The organism is Caenibius tardaugens NBRC 16725, assembly GCF_003860345.1.
GTDB lineage: Bacteria > Pseudomonadota > Alphaproteobacteria > Sphingomonadales > Sphingomonadaceae > Caenibius > Caenibius tardaugens.
In genome coordinates, this window is record NZ_CP034179.1 from 3630344 (window position 1) to 3651287 (window position 20944).

The 20944-nt window shown below is 62.8% G+C and carries 16 protein-coding genes and 1 pseudogene; 10 read left to right on the plus strand and 7 right to left on the minus strand.

From position 1 onward, the window contains the following. Positions 1-8: 8 nt before the first annotated feature. Both EGO55_RS17115 and EGO55_RS17120 read left to right on the plus strand, forming a co-directional pair. Complete coding sequence (locus EGO55_RS17115; RefSeq protein WP_021688151.1) at positions 9-599, plus strand: restriction endonuclease; 591 nt, start codon at positions 9-11, stop codon at positions 597-599. Next, a complete protein-coding gene (locus EGO55_RS17120) occupies positions 596-1153 on the plus strand; it encodes a lytic transglycosylase domain-containing protein (RefSeq protein ID WP_021688150.1) in 558 nt (185 codons plus the stop codon). The genes EGO55_RS17115 and EGO55_RS17120 overlap by 4 nt, the downstream gene beginning before the upstream one ends. A gap of 244 nt (positions 1154-1397) precedes the next feature. Here the strand turns inward: EGO55_RS17120 and EGO55_RS21760 are convergent, their stop codons facing one another. Further along, positions 1398-1961 (minus strand): GTP-binding protein, encoded by a 564-nt coding sequence (locus EGO55_RS21760; RefSeq protein WP_171905943.1) that lies wholly within the window; start codon positions 1959-1961, stop codon positions 1398-1400. Here EGO55_RS21760 and EGO55_RS21765 point away from each other — a divergent pair. From EGO55_RS21765 to EGO55_RS17155, 5 genes are all read left to right on the plus strand, one after another. Then, entirely contained in the window at positions 1902-2471 is a 570-nt protein-coding gene (locus EGO55_RS21765; protein ID WP_373280335.1) for a superoxide dismutase family protein, read from the plus strand. The two genes, EGO55_RS21760 and EGO55_RS21765, sit on opposite strands and share 60 nt — an antisense overlap. Next, a complete protein-coding gene (locus EGO55_RS20625; RefSeq protein ID WP_021688148.1) occupies positions 2468-2644 on the plus strand; it encodes a hypothetical protein in 177 nt (58 codons plus the stop codon). The genes EGO55_RS21765 and EGO55_RS20625 overlap by 4 nt, the downstream gene beginning before the upstream one ends. A gap of 53 nt (positions 2645-2697) precedes the next feature. Continuing rightward, positions 2698-3426 (plus strand): helix-turn-helix transcriptional regulator, encoded by a 729-nt coding sequence (locus tag EGO55_RS17135; protein ID WP_021243116.1) that lies wholly within the window; start codon positions 2698-2700, stop codon positions 3424-3426. Positions 3427-4140: 714 nt separating this feature from the next. After that, positions 4141-6963 (plus strand): AAA family ATPase, encoded by a 2823-nt coding sequence (locus EGO55_RS21300; RefSeq protein WP_021243115.1) that lies wholly within the window; start codon positions 4141-4143, stop codon positions 6961-6963. After that, the gene (locus tag EGO55_RS17155; RefSeq protein WP_021243114.1) at positions 6960-8267 is read left to right on the plus strand and encodes an McrC family protein; all 1308 of its coding nucleotides are present in this window, start codon (positions 6960-6962) and stop codon (positions 8265-8267) included. The genes EGO55_RS21300 and EGO55_RS17155 overlap by 4 nt, the downstream gene beginning before the upstream one ends. Positions 8268-8547: 280 nt before the next feature. On the opposite strand, the gene EGO55_RS17160 is transcribed toward EGO55_RS17155, so the two are convergent. Together EGO55_RS17160 and EGO55_RS17165 are read right to left on the minus strand one after the other, a co-directional pair. After that, entirely contained in the window at positions 8548-9804 is a 1257-nt protein-coding gene (locus EGO55_RS17160; RefSeq protein WP_021243113.1) for an IS701 family transposase, read from the minus strand. 87 nt (positions 9805-9891) lie between these two features. Then, positions 9892-10673, minus strand: a pseudogene (locus EGO55_RS17165) (IS5 family transposase). Between the two features lie 116 nt (positions 10674-10789). Here EGO55_RS17165 and EGO55_RS17170 point away from each other — a divergent pair. Further along, positions 10790-11017 (plus strand): hypothetical protein, encoded by a 228-nt coding sequence (locus EGO55_RS17170; RefSeq protein WP_021692050.1) that lies wholly within the window; start codon positions 10790-10792, stop codon positions 11015-11017. Positions 11018-11141: 124 nt separating this feature from the next. Here EGO55_RS17170 and EGO55_RS17175 read toward each other — a convergent pair whose 3' ends face one another. From EGO55_RS17175 to EGO55_RS17190, 4 genes are all read right to left on the minus strand, one after another. Then, a complete protein-coding gene (locus EGO55_RS17175) occupies positions 11142-12398 on the minus strand; it encodes an IS701 family transposase (protein ID WP_021243113.1) in 1257 nt (418 codons plus the stop codon). Positions 12399-12576: 178 nt separating this feature from the next. After that, positions 12577-13833: an IS701 family transposase gene (locus EGO55_RS17180; protein WP_021243113.1), complete on the minus strand. Its 1257-nt coding sequence runs from the start codon at positions 13831-13833 to the stop codon at positions 12577-12579. Positions 13834-14011: 178 nt separating this feature from the next. Then, positions 14012-15268, minus strand: coding sequence for an IS701 family transposase (locus EGO55_RS17185; protein ID WP_021243113.1), 1257 nt, complete (start codon positions 15266-15268; stop codon positions 14012-14014). 178 nt (positions 15269-15446) lie between these two features. Continuing rightward, positions 15447-16703 (minus strand): IS701 family transposase, encoded by a 1257-nt coding sequence (locus EGO55_RS17190; RefSeq protein WP_021243113.1) that lies wholly within the window; start codon positions 16701-16703, stop codon positions 15447-15449. A 548-nt stretch (positions 16704-17251) separates the two neighbouring features. On the opposite strand from EGO55_RS17190, the gene ppsA reads away from it, so the two are divergent. Together ppsA and EGO55_RS17200 are read left to right on the plus strand one after the other, a co-directional pair. After that, positions 17252-19633, plus strand: coding sequence for a phosphoenolpyruvate synthase (gene ppsA, locus EGO55_RS17195; protein WP_021690818.1), 2382 nt, complete (start codon positions 17252-17254; stop codon positions 19631-19633). A gap of 296 nt (positions 19634-19929) precedes the next feature. Beyond that, the gene (locus EGO55_RS17200; protein WP_021690817.1) at positions 19930-20943 is read left to right on the plus strand and encodes a universal stress protein; all 1014 of its coding nucleotides are present in this window, start codon (positions 19930-19932) and stop codon (positions 20941-20943) included. Position 20944: the final 1 nt, after the last annotated feature.

Consider the following 20944-nt stretch of genomic DNA (forward strand, 5'->3'; position numbering starts at 1 on the left):
AGAGAATGATGGAACAGCTGCTAATCGCGATATTCGGTGCCGCTCTGCTTACCCTGATATACCGCAGCTATCGCATACCGATCACCCATCGCTGGCGACGGCGACAGGCGCGCACGATGTGCGAGCAGTTATGCGGACGCGATCGCGACCAGCCCGCCGCGCTGCATTATGCACGGCTTCGCGCGATGGACCCGCTGGCGTTCGAGGAATTGCTGCTGGAGGCCTTCGAGCGGCGCGGGCACCGCGTGATCCGCAATCGTCGCTATACCGGGGACGGCGGGGTCGATGGCGAAGTCATCATCGATGGCCAGCGCTGGCTGATCCAGGCGAAGCGCTATCGCGACGCCATCAAGCCCGAGCATGTGCGTGAGTTCGCTATGCTCTGCGCCACCCGGAAACGGCGCGGCATGTTTGTCCACACCGGCCGCACCGGCGGGATGAGCCGCACAGTCTGTTCCGGCGCGGACGGCATCGAGATCGTGTCGGGACAGCGATTGCTGGCGCTTCTAACTGGCGGGCCCTTCGAACCCGGCCGCTTCTCGCCGCGGGATCGCGTCGGACGCACACCGTCCAGCTATCGTGATCGGACGCCGCTATGAGCGGTCGTCGACGAGGCCCGAACCGCCAGTCGATGTTCGGCACGGTGCTCGCGGCGATTGCGTTCCTGCCCGCCGCGCTGACGCCCGCGCCTGCGCTGGCGAAACCGGGCGCGCCTGGCGAGGCGGCTGAGATCGCTCGCTGCATTCGCGTCGCCGCGCGCGGCTATGGCTGGCTCGAAAAGACGCTCTGGGGCCTGCGCGAGCAAGAGGCGGGCTGGATCGGCGCAGAGGTCGCCAATACCAACGGAACGCACGATCTCGGGCCACTCCAGATCAACACATGGTGGGTGCCGCGCCTAGCTCGAGTAATCGATAGGCCCGAGCATCAGGTCCGACACTGGCTGCGCTACGACGCCTGCTTCAACGCCGAAGCCGCACGCTGGATTTTCCTCTCCGGGCTGGAGGCGACTGGCAATTATTGGGCGGCGGTCGGCATCTACCACAGTCCCACTGCGTGGCGGCAGCGCAGTTATGCCTCCAAGGTCGCCACCCACATGCGCAAGTTATACGGCAGAGATGTGTTCGCGCCCCGTAGTTCGGAACGAAAGAGGTAGAGTGGATGAGGCCGTGAGCGCGGTCGGCAGTGGCGCCGGACCGGATCGTACACGGCTCCACTGTGCGGCTATGAATGCCCTCGATCCTCCAATGGGCTCGTCCGGCAATCGGGAGGCGTAGAAATAATCAGCATCAGGGCGGGCAGGCTCATGTCACTTTGGTCAGCAACGGGCGCGGACTAGCATATGTTCCTGCCATCCAGCACGGCACCCTGGCCTCCGGCCCGGCCCAAGGGCGCCTGTGTCAGGCGGCCTCGGCCTCGGCGGGCGTCCATGACGGGAATGGATCCCTCAGGCCCATCCAGAGTTCCGGGGTGAACGTGCGGACCGGCATCAGGCATTCATCGAGCCGGGGCCGGATGCGGGCTTCGTCCATGCCGATCCCGATGAACACCAGTTCTTGCCGCCGGTCGCCCCACACATTGTCCCAGTGGGCCGCGACAAACCGCTCGAAGCGATCATCATCGGGCCATTGGTTTTTGGGAATGCTCGCCCACCAGCACCCCATGCGCGAGGTCATCGTCTGCGAGCCAGCAACGGCCAGCTCGCCCACCCACTCGGGCCGCGTCGCCAGCCAGAAATGCCCCTTGGCGCGCACGACATTGTCGAGACCATCCGTAACCAGGAATGCATGGAGCTTCGCTGGGTCAAAGGGTGCGCGCGCACGGTAGACGAAGCTTTCGATGCCATATTCCTCGGTCTCCGGCTGATGGCTGGCGTAGCCGTAGAGCTCCTTGGCCCAGAGCGGATGCTGCGCGGCCTTCTCTTCATCGAACAGCCCGGTGTCGAGAATGGCGTCGAGCGGCACGCGGCCGTGATCGCAGGTCAGGATGCGCGCATCCGCATTGAGCGAGGCGATCAGTTTCTTGACGGTCGCAAGCTGATCCGCGGACACGGCGCTCGCCTTACCGATGCGTCCAAAGGCGCGTTGCTTCGGATCGAGGCGCGCGGCTTGCCGCCGGGTTGGCACGGCGTCCATTTCCACGAGAAGGCGGATTGCGGAGACGCGGCTTTCCAGGGCGCCGGTGGTCATGTCCATTCGGAAAAGCCGATCGTGCATGGATTCCGGGTCGAGGGTGCAAACGATGCCGGCGACCTGCCCAATATCCATGTGCAGGAAGACGGCAGTGTCACGGTCGAGCTCTACTCCACGCTGGTTTCGGCCAGTGGTGCCGATGGTCGACCTGCGCTCAAAGATGCGGACGGGTCGGCGCCGGTAATCCACGCCAATCCTGATGACTATAGGACGCAACCGATCGGGGGGCGCCGGCGAGCGAATCGCCTGTGCGGTCATTCCATAATCATCTTTGTTCAATGACCCGTACCCGCCAGTTCTATGCCGACGCCATGCTGACGATTATCGCCGCTCATTGCCTCGGGACGCTCGATGCGTTTCGCGCCCATCTGGCATCCTTGGCGCAGATTACAGTGCGTTTGCTTTCACCGCTCACATCCGACGCTACCGTCTCGGAGAACCCATTGCACGACTAGTTTCAGGAACGGGTGAGCGGACAAAGAGCCACGCGCCCGACGAGGAGGAAGCCATGTATGTCGGACCGCACCTGCGCAAAGCGCTCTCACGCCTCAACAGGGCATCCTCGATCGAGGCACTGCGCGACGGACTAGCCGATGCCGCGCGGCAGATGGGCTTCCCCTTTGTTGCGCTCGTTCAGCATGGCGGTCTTCCACGGCTGGTCGAGCGTTCTATGGTTGTCACTAACTATCCTGCGGAATTCGTCCAATCCTACATCGAGAACCACTATTTCATCATCGATCCGGTATATGAGGTAAGCTATCAACTCGACCGACCGTTCGGCTGGGACGAGATCACCAACTACGTCGAGCTTGCCGATCACCAGCATGCCCTTTTCGAGGAAGCGCAGGGCTACGGGATCATTCACGGCATCACTGTGCCGCTGCACATACCGAGCGAGACATACGCATCCTGTACCTTTTCCCGCCCGACGCCGATCGCGATCACACCGTCTTTGATGACCACGCTCCAGATCGTCGCAGGCTTCGCGTTCAAGACTGGCCTTTATCTTCATCACGCCATGCAAGGCCGCAATGTTCCTCGGCTTACGCGCCGCGAGGCCGAATGCACTGCGCTGATCGCGCTCGGCAAGACCGACTGGGAGATCGGCGAGATCCTCGGAATTGCTCAGACCTCGGTGCGGTATTTCATATCCAGAGCCAAGCAACGCTACGGTGTTTTCCGGCGCTCCGAGCTCGTCGCTCGCGCTATTGTTGACGCCCAGATACCGATGAACTGACTTATTATCGTTGACCCTATGCGAAGAAGGTCGCAAACCACATGCGTCGGCGGTTTGGTCCGGACGTGTTTGCGGCAAGCTGCGGGAACTTGGTGAAGTAGTTTTGGGCGATGAATACAAGCGGTTGAATAGCTTTCAATGCTGGCCTCCAAGGCTGGGCAGGCAGCCCGTTCGCTGCATCTGCCCTCCGAGGTCAACCCTTTTCAGCGAACACTGGGATCGTACCTAAGGTTGTGCGCTGGCCACCTGCGCTTTGCAGCTTCCACCCCAATTCAGCGATGCATCGTTCGCCGTCCTCCAGCGCCTGCGCGGAAGTGTGGACGGAGTAGTAGCCTGGATGCAGCTTGTGCGGAGACGCAGGCTGCCAGGGTGGCGCCTGAGGCTTGAAACGCGGCTGCCGCGGCGTGAATGATCCGTGAGATACTGACAATGGGCGACCCAAGTGATCGCGGCGCATCCGCGGACGACAAACGCCCTGCTGCTCGCTGGCGCGAGAAATCGTTAGTATCCATCTGCGAGGGGCGCGGTGCCCGCAAAAGAGGTCGGGCGTTTGGTGAACCCTGGGTCAGCGGACTGGTTTCGGCCGCCATTGCGGCACCACATTCGTGGGCGCTTTACGGAATGTGAACAGACGATGCTTAATGGATCGTTGCGGCGTGACAGTCGGGTCTGGCCGGAGGAACAGTGAGAGAGAACGAATTTCGAGCGTGGCTGATGGCCAAGGGCTATGCCGAGCATTCGGTAACCAGCGACATCAGCCGGATGCGCCGGGTCGAGGCGGCGATGCCCGACTATGGCTTGGTCGACCGGGATCTGGACCAGGCCTATGAACGCGACGCGATGGAGGCGCTGCTCGCGGCGCTGCGGCAATCGATCGACGATCTGCCGCACAATACGCCGCCTGCCGTGCTGGTTCCGCGTTCGAACAATTATGATGAGCGGTTGCGAACGGCCTTGCGGGGTGCGGAGGCCTATCGGGAATTTTGCCGGGGCGAGGCGGGGGAAGAGCAGGGAGACGCCGACCGGGTTCGCCGGCATGCGATGGAGCATTATTTTGCGCCGGCGCGCGGGGCGGGCGAGGCCATTGTGGAGATCCCCGTCCGCGAGATCAACGCCGCGCTCGAGCTCAAGAACCACTACAAGAATATCTGCCAGGCCCTTGCCGGTCCCAAGATGCAGGCGCTCGCCGATGTTCCGCCGCCGGTGCGGACGGGCAAGAACGACAGCCCGTTCACGATTTTCCGCTACACGCTGACCCGCTTCGACCGAAGCATGCTTGAGCGCCTGCGGAAGCTGTTCGTCGAGAAGCATCCCGACTTTCGGGATTTCGGCGACAGTGCAAGCTATGCATCGGCCGAGGATAACTACAAGCGCGCGCTTCTCATTCGCGCCGAAGAAATGATGGAGGAACATCGCTCGTCCGACGATGCGGTGCTTGGCGCTGCTCTGCTCGATCTCGCGTCGGGCAAGGCCGGGCTTGAGAGCAACCTGCTCGACTGGCGCGTGGCCAGGATGGTCGCCGATATCCGCGCGAGCGACCCGGGCGTGATGGAAGAGTCCGCTGGCAAGCTGGCGCGCGCGCCCGATGCGATCGCTGCGGTGACCGAATGCGCCGAGCGCATCTGGCCTCATCTCTGCGAGAAATGGACGACAAGCCGGCCTCTGGCGGAAAGCCGCACGATCCCCACGATGATCCGGGCCCTGGTCGATCCACGGGCGATGCTCGGCATTCGCTCGAGACCCACCGACAATGCCGCGCGGATGCTGATGGGCTCCCCCGCTTTTGGCGCCCAGCCTCTCGGTGCGGCGGAACTGGCGGCGGTGCTGGATCTGGCGAGGCGCATCTTCGCGATCATGGAGGAGGAATGGGGCTGGAGGCCGCGCGACCTGTGGGACGTGCAGGGCTTCATCTGGGAAACCTGCCAGGAGCGTTTGCCGCCCGTCGAGGAGAAACCGGCCGATCGGGCTGGAACGAGAAAGAGAATGACCATGCCGACCAACCTCATCCTCTACGGCCCTCCGGGGACGGGCAAGACCTATGAGACTGCGCGGGAGGCCGTGCGCCTGTGCGGTGAGGCGGTCCCGGAGGACCGTGACGAGCTGATGTCGCTTTATCGCGCACTGAGCCAGAAGGGCCGCATCGAGTTCGTCACCTTCCATCAGAATTTCAGCTACGAGGATTTCGTCGAAGGCCTGCGTCCCGTGTCGGGCGAGGGCGAGGATGGCGCCGATGCGCCCGCCGGCTTCAGCCTTCAGCCCCAGGACGGGATCTTCAAGCGGATCGCCGATGTTGCCGGGAGCAACCGCGGCAAGGTGGGGCAGGGCGACCGGGCCGTAATCGATCGCAGCCGCAAGGTGTTCAAGATGTCGCTCGGCCGGAGCTGGTCGTCACGTGACGACCTCATCTACCAGGAAGCCATTCGCGAGGGCTATGTGGTCCTCGGCTGGGGCGGCGACGTCGACTGGTCCGATCCGCGCTACGATCAATGGGACGCGATCAAGGAGCGGTGGCGGCAGGATCATCCCGACGCCAGCGGCAACGACCCGAACATGTCGCAGATGTTCACCTTCCGCATCAACATGGAGATCGGATCGCTGGTCGTCGTCTCCGACGGCAACCGCAAGTTCCGTGCGATCGGCGAAGTCACCGGACCCTATCGGTTCGTGCCCGGCGTGAACGGCGAATACAACCATCGCCGGGCGGTTCGCTGGCTCTGGCACAGCGACGAAAGCCTGCCCCGCGAGCAGGTCTACAATAAGGAGCTGAGCCAGGTCTCGGTCTACCAGATGGACAGCCGTCATGTGAATTGGGACGGTCTTGAACAGACGGTGGCGACCGGCGACGACGGGAGCGGGACGGGGACGCCCGAAGGCCATGTCCTGATCATCGACGAGATCAACCGCGCCAACATCTCCAAGGTGTTCGGAGAGCTGATCACGCTGATCGAACCCGACAAGCGGCTCGGCATGGGCAATGGCCTGACCGTCCGCCTGCCTTACTCCAAGGCCCCGTTCGGGGTGCCGGCCAACCTGCACATCCTTGGCACGATGAACACGGCGGACCGGTCCATCGCCTTGCTCGACACCGCGCTGCGTCGGCGCTTCACCTTCCGGGAGGTCGCGCCAGACCCCGAACTGCTCGTGGACGCGGAGGGGCGTTCCGCCGTGCCGCTTCGGGAGGCTCTCGAAACCATCAACGAGCGGATCGAATATCTGGTCGATCGCGAGCATCGCATCGGCCACGCCTTCTTCATGCATTGCGCGTCGCGCACCGATGTCGACGCGGTCATGCGCGACAAGATCATTCCATTGCTCCAGGAGTATTTCTTCGAGGACTGGGGACGGATCCATGCGGTGCTCGGGAGTGGCTTCATCGGTCAGCGCGTGCTGAAGGCGCCGCCGGGAATCGACGGGCTGGAGCGCAAGAGCTGGTTCGTGCGCGTGCCCTTCGCAGACGATGCCTATGAGGCGCTGGTCGGGAAGGTTGCCGCGGCACAGGACGGCGTGGCCGATAATCCGGCACCGCAAACGGCGTGACGCATCTTGCGGTTCCCGAATGGGGCCGGGCGCCGGTTGGCCCGCAAGGTTTCTCCGTCGCGCAGGCCGAGGCGCTTGTCGCCGCGGCGAGGGGGCATCCGCTTGGCGGCGCGGATGGATCGGGGATCGTCTCCGACCATCGTCATTACCTGCAGGCCCGCCAGATGGTCGGAGTGCTTGCCGCGCCGGGATGCAGCCTCGAAATCCTGCCCAAGGTCGATCCCGACGCGCCGCACGAGGACATGCCCACGGTCCGCCGGCGGCTGGTCGCGCTCCTCGACCTCGCCCTGGGTCTCGACATCGGCGCCGGCGCCGCGACGGCGATGGGGTGGGGGGCCGGGAATCTGCTCGAGATTCTCATCAGGATATTCGCCGACCGGCTCCTTGTCGAAACCCGGCGAGGCCTCCCGCGGCGCTATCTGCCGCATGAGGACGATCTGTCGGCGTTGCGGGGGCGTCTCGATGTCACCCGGCAGTTCACGCATCATGCGGTCCGGCCCGATCGGCTCGCCTGCCGGTACGATCAGCTCTCGAGCGATCTTCCGCTGCTGCAGGTCATGAAAGCGGCCGTGCTTGCGCTGCGCCGGCTGAGCCGCGCGCCCGACACCCAGCGGCTGCTGGATGAGCTTCGTTTCGTGCTCGCCGGCGTCTCCGATATCCCCCTGTCGTCATTGCCGTGGGATCGGGTCAGTATAGATCGGACCAACCGGCGCTGGGAGAGCCTGTTCGCCCTCGCCCGTCTGCTTGTGAGGCGCGACTGGCAATCGACCTCGGCGAGCGCCGGCGGCGGGGAGGGTGTTGCGCTGCTGTTCGCGATGAACGACCTGTTCGAAGCTGCGGTCGCCGCGCTGCTTCGCCAGGATCTTGCCGGCAGCGGCATCGATGTCGTCGCGCAGGGCGGCCTGCGCTATTGCCTGGGCGACTGGCGTGGGGACGAGGATTGCACGGGGCACCTGTTCCAGACGCGGCCCGACATCCTGCTGCGCCGGGACGGCGAGGTGGTGGCCATCGTCGATACCAAGTGGAAGTCTCTGAGCGGAGATCCGCTCGATCGCCGCAAGGGCGTCGGCCAGGCCGATGTCTACCAGATGATGGCCTATGCGCGGCTCTACCGCTGCGACCGCCTGATGCTCCTCTATCCCGCGCGTCCGGGATCGGGAGGCGCCGTGGTGCGGGAGTTCGGTATGGATGGCGGCAGGGAATTACTCGTGTTGGGGCAGGTCGATATGTCGGGCAGCCTGGATGACGCACGAACCGGGCTTTCCGGGTTGGTTGCTGGGATGCTTTCGCCTTTGGCGACGTGACCATCGGCGCCGTCACAAATCTGGTCGGGCTTGCGTCAGTGTACTCCTTCGATGGGGCTGGCGGACTTGCACAGCTTGGCAGGCTTGGTGGACGGCCTGTGATCTGCTGATCGGTGAAACTGACGACAGGCAGGCAATGGCGCGATAGGGTGGCCACGAGGAGGGACAATGTTTCATGGAAATGTCAGCCTAGCACTACTTTGGCAGAATTGCAGGATGTGCAGTTGCCAGGCATCCTCCGCAATGAGGGCAATGGCGCGGCGGCGCGCGCGATAAGCGGTCAAGGATAGCTTGGCGTACAGCCGGTAGGCTCGGCTGAGGGGGCGGACCGGAGACTCTTTTTTTTCCGCCCCGTCTGAGCGAGCCTTCGTGTTTGCAGGAAGGCATAGGCGATCATTGTCATGAGCGCATGGCGATGCAGCCCGGTCCACGAGCGGCCCTCGAAATGGTCGAGACCAAGTTCTTCCTTGAGTTGCTGATGCGCCTGTTCGCAGACCCAGCGCGCCTTGATGGCGCCGGCGACATCTTTGGCTGGCGTGTCGGCGGGAAGGTTGGAAAGATAGTATTTTCGCTCGCCGCTGGAGCGATGCTCGCCCACCAGCCAAGCCTCTTCGCCTGGCATGTGCTGTGCGCCAGCAGCACCGATCCGCTGTGGCGCGCCATCAGCGATCCGCACGCGCATGACAGCGAAGCGGGCGCTCAGACGGCCTTTGGTTCCGCGGCGCCAACTGATCTTCCGCCACTTCGCCTCCTCCAGCATGGTATGGGCGGCCAGGGATTTGACGTCGGGTACGTGCCGGACACGCGGTCGTCCACGTCCCGCCACCGGGAAGATCAACTGCACGTCTGAGGGATAGACCTTCTGGTGGCGGGGGATGCCGACCGCCCAGCAGAGGCCCCGTGCGCTGAGCGCCTGCCGGAACGGTGCGGACAGGCCATAACCGGCATCGGCCAGGACGCAGCCAAAGCGCACGCCGGCAGCGATGATGCGGTCGATCTCCTCAATCGCGATGTCAGGCTTTGTGCGATAGGCCCGAAATGCTTCGGGCACAGCCGCCTTGGCCATCCGTGCAGTGTCGCTGGTCCAGCTTTCCGGCAGGAACAGCCGCAAACCCAGCATGACCGGAACTTCTCCCGAGGCCAACGTCACCGATACCAAGGTCTGGCAGTTGGCGTTCTTGCCCAACACCGTGGCGTATTGCGGCGCGACACCGACCGAGGCCTTGCCCTTCTTGGGTAGCGCTGTGTCGTCGATGATAAGCCAGGCCTTGTCGCCGCCGACCAGCTCATCAGCCTGTCGCCACAACGTCGCCTCCAGCGGCGCGCTGTCCCAGATCCCTGCTCCGACGAAATGGTGTAGCCGGTCATAGCTGAGCGCGTCGATGCGTGCTGCCATCGGCTGGATACTCTTGCGATCGCCCGGGCCTATCAATCCGGCGATATAAGCCGGACACATCCGCCGCCGCGTCTTGTTGGCCAGAGCCTGCAAATACGGCTCAAGCCACTGTTCGAGGTCCCGCCGCCAATCCTCTTCCATCGCCAGCCTCCACAAAAGCTGGCTCCCTATGAATCACGCATTCCTCCGAAGGGGAATCCCAAAAATTACACTTCTGCCAAAGTAGTGCTAGGCGGCGTGGACAAATTTGAGCCAGTATCTGGCGGTTGCGATGTGGACCATGCCGAGGAAGCTGTTGGCCAGTTGATCGTAGCGGGTGGCGATGGCGCGGTTGATCTTGAGCTGCCCGAACATGCGCTCAATGCGATTGCGCTGCTTGTAGAGCACTCGATCATGCTCGATTTTCACGCGGCGGTTTGATCGCCCCGGAATGACGGCTGCGATATTCCGTTCGGCAAGGTCAGCGCGGATCGCGTCGGCGTCGTAGCCCTTGTCGGCGAGCAAAGCGTCAGGTGCGCGTTCGGGCAAGCCGATCAGGGCCTCATACGCCTTGCAATCTGCCGCCTCGCCAACCGTTAGATGGAAGGCGAGCGGTCGTCCGAAGGCATCAGCCAGGCAGTGAAGTTTACTGGTGAACCCGCCCCGCGAGCGGCCAAGAGCGCGTCGATGAGTCCCCCTTTTCCGCCCGCTGCCGAAACGTGGGCGCGGACTGTGGTGCTGTCGATGCTGTAATGGCCACTGTCCGCCATGATCTCGGCCAGCGTCACCGCCACGGTTTCCCAGATCCCGGCTTCACTCCAACGCCGGAACCGCCGATAGATGGTGTTCCAACTTCCATATTTGGACGGAACGTCGCGCCATGGCGCTCCGCACCGGAGCCGCCAAAGGATGCCGTTGACGATTAAGCGGTTCTGCTCGGGCGGACGGCCTCGACCACGGTTCTCAGGCTCGATCGGCAGCAAGCCTTTCAGAACGCGCCATTCTACTTCGGTGAGATCGCCCCTGCTCAAGTCTGCCCCAAAAAAAGCAGCCTTGAATCAACCTCCTCGCTTCGCGTCAATCTCGCTATGCGTTTCCTTCTGTAGTCCGATTGCGAAACCCGCCCTTTGGGGAAATAAGTTCATCCATGACAGCCGTGCCAATAGACGAAACTACGCCGAAGGCATCGACACTGAAACTGGCGCTGATGGGGCTTCTGACCTTCTGGTGCCCGTATGTTTTCGTCTGGTTCATCCAGAAACCAGAATACCCAGCGGCGTTCCGCCGGGCCTTCACCGCATGGGCGATCTTCTGGTGCGGATGCGCAGTCCTGTTCTTCGTCGTGCAATTCGTAACGGGCGATCACCCCAAGTAGGCATTCAGCCCGCCCCGAATTTGTCCACGCCGCCTAGCACTACTTTGGCAGAATTGCAGGATGTGCAGTTGCCAGGCATCCTCCGCAATGAGGGCAATGGCGCGGCGGCGCGCGCGATAAGCGGTCAAGGATAGCTTGGCGTACAGCCGGTAGGCTCGGCTGAGGGGGCGGACCGGAGACTCTTTTTTTTCCGCCCCGTCTGAGCGAGCCTTCGTGTTTGCAGGAAGGCATAGGCGATCATTGTCATGAGCGCATGGCGATGCAGCCCGGTCCACGAGCGGCCCTCGAAATGGTCGAGACCAAGTTCTTCCTTGAGTTGCTGATGCGCCTGTTCGCAGACCCAGCGCGCCTTGATGGCGCCGGCGACATCTTTGGCTGGCGTGTCGGCGGGAAGGTTGGAAAGATAGTATTTTCGCTCGCCGCTGGAGCGATGCTCGCCCACCAGCCAAGCCTCTTCGCCTGGCATGTGCTGTGCGCCAGCAGCACCGATCCGCTGTGGCGCGCCATCAGCGATCCGCACGCGCATGACAGCGAAGCGGGCGCTCAGACGGCCTTTGGTTCCGCGGCGCCAACTGATCTTCCGCCACTTCGCCTCCTCCAGCATGGTATGGGCGGCCAGGGATTTGACGTCGGGTACGTGCCGGACACGCGGTCGTCCACGTCCCGCCACCGGGAAGATCAACTGCACGTCTGAGGGATAGACCTTCTGGTGGCGGGGGATGCCGACCGCCCAGCAGAGGCCCCGTGCGCTGAGCGCCTGCCGGAACGGTGCGGACAGGCCATAACCGGCATCGGCCAGGACGCAGCCAAAGCGCACGCCGGCAGCGATGATGCGGTCGATCTCCTCAATCGCGATGTCAGGCTTTGTGCGATAGGCCCGAAATGCTTCGGGCACAGCCGCCTTGGCCATCCGTGCAGTGTCGCTGGTCCAGCTTTCCGGCAGGAACAGCCGCAAACCCAGCATGACCGGAACTTCTCCCGAGGCCAACGTCACCGATACCAAGGTCTGGCAGTTGGCGTTCTTGCCCAACACCGTGGCGTATTGCGGCGCGACACCGACCGAGGCCTTGCCCTTCTTGGGTAGCGCTGTGTCGTCGATGATAAGCCAGGCCTTGTCGCCGCCGACCAGCTCATCAGCCTGTCGCCACAACGTCGCCTCCAGCGGCGCGCTGTCCCAGATCCCTGCTCCGACGAAATGGTGTAGCCGGTCATAGCTGAGCGCGTCGATGCGTGCTGCCATCGGCTGGATACTCTTGCGATCGCCCGGGCCTATCAATCCGGCGATATAAGCCGGACACATCCGCCGCCGCGTCTTGTTGGCCAGAGCCTGCAAATACGGCTCAAGCCACTGTTCGAGGTCCCGCCGCCAATCCTCTTCCATCGCCAGCCTCCACAAAAGCTGGCTCCCTATGAATCACGCATTCCTCCGAAGGGGAATCCCAAAAATTACACTTCTGCCAAAGTAGTGCTAGCACTACTTTGGCAGAATTGCAGGATGTGCAGTTGCCAGGCATCCTCCGCAATGAGGGCAATGGCGCGGCGGCGCGCGCGATAAGCGGTCAAGGATAGCTTGGCGTACAGCCGGTAGGCTCGGCTGAGGGGGCGGACCGGAGACTCTTTTTTTTCCGCCCCGTCTGAGCGAGCCTTCGTGTTTGCAGGAAGGCATAGGCGATCATTGTCATGAGCGCATGGCGATGCAGCCCGGTCCACGAGCGGCCCTCGAAATGGTCGAGACCAAGTTCTTCCTTGAGTTGCTGATGCGCCTGTTCGCAGACCCAGCGCGCCTTGATGGCGCCGGCGACATCTTTGGCTGGCGTGTCGGCGGGAAGGTTGGAAAGATAGTATTTTCGCTCGCCGCTGGAGCGATGCTCGCCCACCAGCCAAGCCTCTTCGCCTGGCATGTGCTGTGCGCCAGCAGCACCGATCCGCTGTGGCGCGCCATCAGCGATCCGCACGCGCATGACAGCGAAGCGGGCGCTCAGACGGCCTTTGGTTCCGCGGCGCCAACTGATCTTCCGCCACTTCGCCTCCTCCAGCATGGTATGGGCGGCCAGGGATTTGACGTCGGGTACGTGCCGGACACGCGGTCGTCCACGTCCCGCCACCGGGAAGATCAACTGCACGTCTGAGGGATAGACCTTCTGGTGGCGGGGGATGCCGACCGCCCAGCAGAGGCCCCGTGCGCTGAGCGCCTGCCGGAACGGTGCGGACAGGCCATAACCGGCATCGGCCAGGACGCAGCCAAAGCGCACGCCGGCAGCGATGATGCGGTCGATCTCCTCAATCGCGATGTCAGGCTTTGTGCGATAGGCCCGAAATGCTTCGGGCACAGCCGCCTTGGCCATCCGTGCAGTGTCGCTGGTCCAGCTTTCCGGCAGGAACAGCCGCAAACCCAGCATGACCGGAACTTCTCCCGAGGCCAACGTCACCGATACCAAGGTCTGGCAGTTGGCGTTCTTGCCCAACACCGTGGCGTATTGCGGCGCGACACCGACCGAGGCCTTGCCCTTCTTGGGTAGCGCTGTGTCGTCGATGATAAGCCAGGCCTTGTCGCCGCCGACCAGCTCATCAGCCTGTCGCCACAACGTCGCCTCCAGCGGCGCGCTGTCCCAGATCCCTGCTCCGACGAAATGGTGTAGCCGGTCATAGCTGAGCGCGTCGATGCGTGCTGCCATCGGCTGGATACTCTTGCGATCGCCCGGGCCTATCAATCCGGCGATATAAGCCGGACACATCCGCCGCCGCGTCTTGTTGGCCAGAGCCTGCAAATACGGCTCAAGCCACTGTTCGAGGTCCCGCCGCCAATCCTCTTCCATCGCCAGCCTCCACAAAAGCTGGCTCCCTATGAATCACGCATTCCTCCGAAGGGGAATCCCAAAAATTACACTTCTGCCAAAGTAGTGCTAGCACTACTTTGGCAGAATTGCAGGATGTGCAGTTGCCAGGCATCCTCCGCAATGAGGGCAATGGCGCGGCGGCGCGCGCGATAAGCGGTCAAGGATAGCTTGGCGTACAGCCGGTAGGCTCGGCTGAGGGGGCGGACCGGAGACTCTTTTTTTTCCGCCCCGTCTGAGCGAGCCTTCGTGTTTGCAGGAAGGCATAGGCGATCATTGTCATGAGCGCATGGCGATGCAGCCCGGTCCACGAGCGGCCCTCGAAATGGTCGAGACCAAGTTCTTCCTTGAGTTGCTGATGCGCCTGTTCGCAGACCCAGCGCGCCTTGATGGCGCCGGCGACATCTTTGGCTGGCGTGTCGGCGGGAAGGTTGGAAAGATAGTATTTTCGCTCGCCGCTGGAGCGATGCTCGCCCACCAGCCAAGCCTCTTCGCCTGGCATGTGCTGTGCGCCAGCAGCACCGATCCGCTGTGGCGCGCCATCAGCGATCCGCACGCGCATGACAGCGAAGCGGGCGCTCAGACGGCCTTTGGTTCCGCGGCGCCAACTGATCTTCCGCCACTTCGCCTCCTCCAGCATGGTATGGGCGGCCAGGGATTTGACGTCGGGTACGTGCCGGACACGCGGTCGTCCACGTCCCGCCACCGGGAAGATCAACTGCACGTCTGAGGGATAGACCTTCTGGTGGCGGGGGATGCCGACCGCCCAGCAGAGGCCCCGTGCGCTGAGCGCCTGCCGGAACGGTGCGGACAGGCCATAACCGGCATCGGCCAGGACGCAGCCAAAGCGCACGCCGGCAGCGATGATGCGGTCGATCTCCTCAATCGCGATGTCAGGCTTTGTGCGATAGGCCCGAAATGCTTCGGGCACAGCCGCCTTGGCCATCCGTGCAGTGTCGCTGGTCCAGCTTTCCGGCAGGAACAGCCGCAAACCCAGCATGACCGGAACTTCTCCCGAGGCCAACGTCACCGATACCAAGGTCTGGCAGTTGGCGTTCTTGCCCAACACCGTGGCGTATTGCGGCGCGACACCGACCGAGGCCTTGCCCTTCTTGGGTAGCGCTGTGTCGTCGATGATAAGCCAGGCCTTGTCGCCGCCGACCAGCTCATCAGCCTGTCGCCACAACGTCGCCTCCAGCGGCGCGCTGTCCCAGATCCCTGCTCCGACGAAATGGTGTAGCCGGTCATAGCTGAGCGCGTCGATGCGTGCTGCCATCGGCTGGATACTCTTGCGATCGCCCGGGCCTATCAATCCGGCGATATAAGCCGGACACATCCGCCGCCGCGTCTTGTTGGCCAGAGCCTGCAAATACGGCTCAAGCCACTGTTCGAGGTCCCGCCGCCAATCCTCTTCCATCGCCAGCCTCCACAAAAGCTGGCTCCCTATGAATCACGCATTCCTCCGAAGGGGAATCCCAAAAATTACACTTCTGCCAAAGTAGTGCTAGCACTACTTTGGCAGAATTGCAGGATGTGCAGTTGCCAGGCATCCTCCGCAATGAGGGCAATGGCGCGGCGGCGCGCGCGATAAGCGGTCAAGGATAGCTTGGCGTACAGCCGGTAGGCTCGGCTGAGGGGGCGGACCGGAGACTCTTTTTTTTCCGCCCCGTCTGAGCGAGCCTTCGTGTTTGCAGGAAGGCATAGGCGATCATTGTCATGAGCGCATGGCGATGCAGCCCGGTCCACGAGCGGCCCTCGAAATGGTCGAGACCAAGTTCTTCCTTGAGTTGCTGATGCGCCTGTTCGCAGACCCAGCGCGCCTTGATGGCGCCGGCGACATCTTTGGCTGGCGTGTCGGCGGGAAGGTTGGAAAGATAGTATTTTCGCTCGCCGCTGGAGCGATGCTCGCCCACCAGCCAAGCCTCTTCGCCTGGCATGTGCTGTGCGCCAGCAGCACCGATCCGCTGTGGCGCGCCATCAGCGATCCGCACGCGCATGACAGCGAAGCGGGCGCTCAGACGGCCTTTGGTTCCGCGGCGCCAACTGATCTTCCGCCACTTCGCCTCCTCCAGCATGGTATGGGCGGCCAGGGATTTGACGTCGGGTACGTGCCGGACACGCGGTCGTCCACGTCCCGCCACCGGGAAGATCAACTGCACGTCTGAGGGATAGACCTTCTGGTGGCGGGGGATGCCGACCGCCCAGCAGAGGCCCCGTGCGCTGAGCGCCTGCCGGAACGGTGCGGACAGGCCATAACCGGCATCGGCCAGGACGCAGCCAAAGCGCACGCCGGCAGCGATGATGCGGTCGATCTCCTCAATCGCGATGTCAGGCTTTGTGCGATAGGCCCGAAATGCTTCGGGCACAGCCGCCTTGGCCATCCGTGCAGTGTCGCTGGTCCAGCTTTCCGGCAGGAACAGCCGCAAACCCAGCATGACCGGAACTTCTCCCGAGGCCAACGTCACCGATACCAAGGTCTGGCAGTTGGCGTTCTTGCCCAACACCGTGGCGTATTGCGGCGCGACACCGACCGAGGCCTTGCCCTTCTTGGGTAGCGCTGTGTCGTCGATGATAAGCCAGGCCTTGTCGCCGCCGACCAGCTCATCAGCCTGTCGCCACAACGTCGCCTCCAGCGGCGCGCTGTCCCAGATCCCTGCTCCGACGAAATGGTGTAGCCGGTCATAGCTGAGCGCGTCGATGCGTGCTGCCATCGGCTGGATACTCTTGCGATCGCCCGGGCCTATCAATCCGGCGATATAAGCCGGACACATCCGCCGCCGCGTCTTGTTGGCCAGAGCCTGCAAATACGGCTCAAGCCACTGTTCGAGGTCCCGCCGCCAATCCTCTTCCATCGCCAGCCTCCACAAAAGCTGGCTCCCTATGAATCACGCATTCCTCCGAAGGGGAATCCCAAAAATTACACTTCTGCCAAAGTAGTGCTAGAGATCGCGCGAGCCCTGAAGGTTCTGCGCAGGCGCATCGAAGCGGCGCAGATCCCCTCATCGAATCTCGATGAGACGCTCAACATCGCCACCTGGAATAACCGCAGAACTATGTCCTGTATGATCTCGGCAAGCCGATTCTTGAGATATTCTTGAGATAAAGCGGCTGCGATATTGAGAGACTGGGCGATCAATTGAAAACATTTGGGATGAGTATGACGCCCGCGCCCGCAGCGGAATGATCATGCATTTGTGTTGCCCATGACCTGCTCTCGATCTTGGGCCATCCGGCCGGAGCTGATCCGGTCAATCTGATGATCGAGCTGAAGTCCATCGATACACTCAGGAGCCTTACGTAGTGACGTTGCCAGTCGGCGCGGTGATGGTGACCACAAAAGAGGTGGCTGGGTGAAACCTTGAGGCGGCCTCTGGCACCTTACGCAAGCTGGAGATGAGCTATGTCCAAGCCGATGATTTTGTGGTTCGAAGACATCGGTATCGCTGATGTGCCGGCCGTAGGCGGCAAGAACGCGTCTTTAGGCGAGATGACCGCGGCCCTCGCTCAGAAGGGCGTGAAGGTGCCCTCTGGCTTTGCCACCACTGCGGACGCTTACAGGGCGTTCGTTCACGACAATGAGCTTGCACCCCGCATTACGGAACATCTCTCCGCCTTCCACTCCGGCGGATGCACCCTTCAGGAAGCGGGGCAGGCTATAAGGAGTCTGTTTCTGGAAGCGGAAATGCCCTCCCATATCGCCGAGGAGATTGTGTCCGCTTATGCGGAACTTGGCCGGCGTACCGGCACAGAGCGTCCCGCCGTTGCCGTGCGCAGCAGCGCGACCGCCGAAGATCTGCCGGATGCGAGCTTCGCGGGCCAGCAGGAAACCTTCCTCAATGTCCGGGGCCGGGCCGCACTTCTGGCGGCCTGTCGTCGATGCTTCGCCTCGCTGTTCACCGATCGCGCGATCAGTTACCGCGATGCGAAAGGCTTCGATCATCTCGAGGTTGCGCTGTCGATCGGCATTCAGCAGATGGTCCGTTCGGACCTGTGCGGATCGGGCGTCATGTTCTCGATCGATACCGAAACCGGCTTTCCAAATGCTATCGTCATCAGCGCCGCCTGGGGGCTGGGTGAGACCGTCGTCCAGGGGAGCGTAAACCCGGACAGATATGTCGTATTCAAACCGCTTCTCGCGCAGCCGGGGACCGAACCGATCATCGACAAGGAGTTGGGCGGCAAGGCGTTCCGCATGGTCTATGGGGAAGGCGGAAGCCACCGTACGAGGATCGTCGAGACAACCGAGCAGGAGCGTCAGAGCTTCGTTCTCGATAACAGCGATATCGTCCAGCTCGCCCGGTGGGCCGTGGCGATCGAGGACCATTACCAGCGTCCCATGGACATGGAATGGGCGAAGGACGGCGAGACTGGTGAACTCTACATCGTCCAGGCACGCCCCGAAACGGTTCAGGCCCAGGCCAGCACCTCGACATTCCGGCATTACCGCCTCAAGGAGAAAGGCGACCCGCTATTGACGGGCGCGGCGGTGGGAACAGCCATCGCTGCTGGCAAGGCTTGTGTCATCCGGACCGCCGCCGACATCGCCCAGTTCCGGAACGGGTCTATTCTCATCACTGAGACGACCGACCCCGATTGGGTTCCGGTCATGAAACGCGCGGCGGGGATCGTGACCAATCATGGCGGCACCACCAGCCACGCCGCCATCGTCAGCCGCGAACTCGGTGTTCCCGCAATCGTCGGCACCGGAAACGCGACCGAGATCATTGCCGAGAACAGCGAGATCACGATCAGCTGCGCTAACGGTGACGTCGGAACAATCTACGCCAGCATACTCGATTTTTCCGTGACGGACGTGGATATCGGCTCCCTGCCGGCCACCCGGACGGACATCATGGTCAATATCGCGAACCCGGCGGCGGCATTCCAGTGGTGGCGGCTTCCTGCCCGAGGGGTCGGCCTTGCGCGCATGGAGTTCATCATCAACGCGCATATCAAGGTGCATCCGATGGCACTGGTTCACCCGGATCGCGTGAGCGCTGAAGCTCAGCGGCAAATACGCGATCTGACCAAGGGGTATTCCGACCCATCGGAGTTTTTTGTCGATGTCCTCGCGCGCGGCATCGCGAAGCTTGCAAGTCCCTATTACCCGCACCCCGCCATCGTGCGCCTGAGCGATTTCAAAACGAACGAATATGCGCACCTTGTGGGCGGCGACGCCTTCGAGCCGGATGAGGAGAATCCGATGCTCGGCTTCCGCGGCGCCTCGCGCTATTACGATGAACGGTATCGCGAAGGCTTCGCTCTCGAATGCCGCGCGCTCAAGCGGGTCCGGGAGGAACTGGGCTTCTCGAACGTCATCGTCATGGTCCCCTTCTGCCGCACGCCGGCCGAGGCGGATCGCGTGCTCGAAGCGATGGCCGAGAACGGTTTGCGCCGCGGGGAGAATGGGCTGCAAATCTACATGATGTGCGAGATACCCTCGAACGTCATTCTCGCCGAGCAGTTCGCTACGCGCTTCGACGGATTTTCCATCGGCTCCAACGACCTCACCCAGCTTGTGTTGGGTGTCGACCGCGATTCCGGGATTCTGGCCAATCTCTTCGATGAAAGAGACGAAGCCGTCACCCGCATGATCTCGGAAGCCATTCGCAACGCGCACGCGGCGGGCATCAAGATCGGCATATGCGGCCAGGGGCCGAGCAACCATCCGGACTTTGCGGCGTTCCTGGTTTCGGAGGGTATCGATTCCATGTCGCTCAATCCCGACAGCTTCGTGCGAACGATCAAGGCCGTCGCGGAGGCGGAGGGACAGTCGGGCTGAGCGCCGGGTGAAATGACACTGATGCGAGGTACAGGAAATTGCGTCTACCGGTGATGATCCGCCTGGGTTCACCCGCATATTGTCGCGCAATCGCGAGCTCGGGAAGGTTACCCGAGAACGTCGTCTGAGTCCGGCGGCATTCGTAAAAGCCCTAATGGCCCCATCCTGGAACCGCCGATAGCCTTTGAGTGCTGGCTGGAATCGGGGAACAGGGTCCGGCCAGATGACGTTGATAGCAACAGTCGGAATGAGCGCCGCCGGTAGCGGGGAGACGGACGGCAACAGGAGGTTTTCCTATGTCTGCCGTATCTGCCTTTCCATCCTTCTCCCAGCCCCGAATGTCCGCGAAGACATCCGGCGTCGTCGCGTGCATCGATTGCACCGATCGCAACGCGTGGATCTATCCACACGCTCTTGCTCTGGCTTCAACGCTCGACGTTCCGGTAACGCTGCTTCAGGTCTTGGACAGAGACGCGTCGCCCGACGCACGGCCTGACCCCATCGAGTGCAATCTTCGTCGCCGCGAGGCCATGCGGGTGCTCGATCGTTGTGCTGCGACGATCGAACCGTCCTCATCTCAAACGACCATTGAGCTCGCAGAAGGACCGGCGGCGGAGGAAATCTGCCGGTACGTGCGGGAGTGTGACGAAGGGATGGTCGTGCTGGGCAGGCGCGGACGAAAGGAAGCCGGCCGCGACGGCGTGGGGGGCACGGTCCACAAGGTGCTGTCCCAGGCACCAGGCCCTGTCCTGCTTGTTCCGGTGGAAGCGCCCGTCCCGGGTTCGGCCTATCGACGGATCGTGGTGCCGCTCGATGGCTCGCGCTGGGCCGAAAGCGTGCTGCCCCTTGCGGTGCGCCTCGCGAAGGCAGCCGACGCCGAGCTGCTGCTCGTTCATGTCGTCCCCACGCCCGAAATGATCCAGGCGCGACCCCTGGAAACCGAAGACGAGACGCTGCGCGAAAACCTGATCGAACGCAACGAGCAGGCCGCGCGCAGCTATCTGGATCGGACCAGGTCCAATCTTTCGGCGATGGGCCTTCGCGCTCGCGCGATTGTCATCCGTGGCGGCGACGTTCGCGACACGCTTTGCGCGTTGGTCGATCGCGAAGCGGCTGATCTCGCGGTGATGTCCGCACGCGGGCACGGGCATCAGCATGTCAGGGACGTCCCGTACGGAACGGTTGCCTCCTATCTGATGGCCCATTGCAGTGTCCCGATGCTCGTCCTGCCTTCGGCGAGCCGCAAGGCGCAAATGACTTCGCCTGCCGCCAGCCAGAGCGTGAGATTGCCAACGGCCATTCAGGTCTGAT

Excerpts from the sequence above, each read along its gene's own strand:
- EGO55_RS17115 (WP_021688151.1), top strand. The coding sequence starts at position 9 with ATGGAACAGCTGCTAATCGCGATATTCGGTGCCGCTCTGCTTACCCTG.
- EGO55_RS17120 (WP_021688150.1), top strand. The coding sequence starts at position 596 with ATGAGCGGTCGTCGACGAGGCCCGAACCGCCAGTCGATGTTCGGCACG.
- EGO55_RS21765 (WP_373280335.1), top strand. The coding sequence starts at position 1,902 with ATGCTGCGCGGCCTTCTCTTCATCGAACAGCCCGGTGTCGAGAATGGC.
- EGO55_RS20625 (WP_021688148.1), top strand. The coding sequence starts at position 2,468 with ATGACCCGTACCCGCCAGTTCTATGCCGACGCCATGCTGACGATTATC.
- EGO55_RS17135 (WP_021243116.1), top strand. The coding sequence starts at position 2,698 with ATGTATGTCGGACCGCACCTGCGCAAAGCGCTCTCACGCCTCAACAGG.
- EGO55_RS21300 (WP_021243115.1), top strand. The coding sequence starts at position 4,141 with ATGGCCAAGGGCTATGCCGAGCATTCGGTAACCAGCGACATCAGCCGG.
- EGO55_RS17160 (WP_021243113.1), bottom strand. The coding sequence starts at position 9,804 with ATGGAAGAGGATTGGCGGCGGGACCTCGAACAGTGGCTTGAGCCGTAT.
- EGO55_RS17170 (WP_021692050.1), top strand. The coding sequence starts at position 10,790 with ATGACAGCCGTGCCAATAGACGAAACTACGCCGAAGGCATCGACACTG.
- EGO55_RS17175 (WP_021243113.1), bottom strand. The coding sequence starts at position 12,398 with ATGGAAGAGGATTGGCGGCGGGACCTCGAACAGTGGCTTGAGCCGTAT.
- EGO55_RS17180 (WP_021243113.1), bottom strand. The coding sequence starts at position 13,833 with ATGGAAGAGGATTGGCGGCGGGACCTCGAACAGTGGCTTGAGCCGTAT.
- EGO55_RS17185 (WP_021243113.1), bottom strand. The coding sequence starts at position 15,268 with ATGGAAGAGGATTGGCGGCGGGACCTCGAACAGTGGCTTGAGCCGTAT.
- EGO55_RS17190 (WP_021243113.1), bottom strand. The coding sequence starts at position 16,703 with ATGGAAGAGGATTGGCGGCGGGACCTCGAACAGTGGCTTGAGCCGTAT.
- ppsA (WP_021690818.1), top strand. The coding sequence starts at position 17,252 with ATGTCCAAGCCGATGATTTTGTGGTTCGAAGACATCGGTATCGCTGAT.
- EGO55_RS17200 (WP_021690817.1), top strand. The coding sequence starts at position 19,930 with ATGTCTGCCGTATCTGCCTTTCCATCCTTCTCCCAGCCCCGAATGTCC.